Origin of the sequence: Thalassospira sp. UBA1131, from assembly GCF_002311515.1 — a bacterium.
Lineage (GTDB): Bacteria > Pseudomonadota > Alphaproteobacteria > Rhodospirillales > Thalassospiraceae > Thalassospira.
Map to the genome: position 1 here is coordinate 3176 of NZ_DCAO01000135.1, position 1274 is coordinate 4449.

Genomic DNA, 1274 nt, shown 5'->3' on the forward strand with positions numbered 1-1274 from the left:
CGTAAAACCCTCCCGCATAATCTTCGACCCAGCTTCAAAGAGCTTGACGAAGCGCTGCAAGACGCGCCCACGGCTTGATTTTGCGATAAAAGATCTGGTTTAGAGGACAACGCAGCAAATGCCCGATATCGTCATAAAAAAGATCAAAAAAGGTGGGCACGGGCATCATGGTGGTGCCTGGAAAGTTGCCTATGCCGACTTTGTGACGGCGATGATGGCATTCTTCCTGTTGCTGTGGCTGCTTTCCAGCGCGACCGAGGAACAGTTGCAAGGCGTGTCGATGTATTTCACGCCCGAAACCATCTCGCAAAATGAATCGGGTTCAGGCGGTTTGTTGGGTGGCACCAGCCTTGCGGAAGAAGGCGCGCTGCGTTCTGAATTCGGATCACCATCCATCAGCATGGAAATCCCGCCGGTCGAAACACCGGAAGAACGCGAAGCCATCCGTGTTGCCCAGATGGAAGAACAGGAATTCAACGAGGCACAGGAAGAACTCCTTAAGGCAATCGAATCCAACGAGGAACTTCAGGGCCTTGAAAAGAACATCCGCATCGAAAACACCGATGAGGGGCTTCGCATCCAGATCCTTGACGAAGACGGCACCGCCATGTTCCCGAGCGGCAGTGCCGCCATGGCCGATCATACCCGCCTTCTGCTGCAACAGGTCGCAGGCGTGATTGAAAACATGCCACAGGATGTCTCAATCGAAGGCCATACCGATGCCGTGCCGTTCAACCGGACAGACGGATATTCCAACTGGGAGCTTTCAGCCGATCGTGCGCTGGCCACCCGTCGTGCGCTTGAAGACATGGGGCTTGAAACCGGACGCTTTGCCAAGGTTGCCGGTCTGTCGGATACCGACCCGCTCCTGCCCGAGGCACCGGAAAATGAAAGCAACCGCCGCATCAGCATCACCTTGCTGCGTGGCACCGGCGAACGTTCCGCGCTTGAAGGCACCGGCGAAGCTAACCAAAACGGACAAACTGCACCGACAGGTGCAGCACCCGCTGGCCCGGCACCATCGCCTGCCCAACAACCGGCACAGGGTGAAAACCAGCGCCGCCCGACCTTCTCGGTTCCGTCACAACGGTGATTTGAAATCCGGTAACAGAAATCGGTGCCCTTTTGACCGTCAGGCCTTTAAACTGTCATAAACAACACCTAATCTCATAGAATAGTTCTCTTTGATGTGACCGGGACTGATCGGATCAAATGACAGTTAATCAGCGGCGCCTGACCCAGCACTATTTTATGACCGCACCGATGCCGTGCCC

General features: G+C 55.4%; 1 protein-coding gene. It reads left to right on the forward strand.

Annotated elements, in window-relative coordinates; genetic code table 11:
• Window positions 1–118 precede the first annotated feature (118 nt).
• Window positions 119–1093, forward strand: a complete 975-nt coding sequence (locus B3Z49_RS21950; protein ID WP_296994991.1) for a flagellar motor protein MotB — start codon at window positions 119–121, stop codon at window positions 1091–1093.
• Window positions 1094–1274: the final 181 nt, after the last annotated feature.

What these genes read in the sequence shown, in the direction of transcription:
- B3Z49_RS21950 (WP_296994991.1), top strand. Translation starts at nt 119, where the DNA reads ATGCCCGATATCGTCATAAAAAAGATCAAAAAAGGTGGGCACGGGCAT.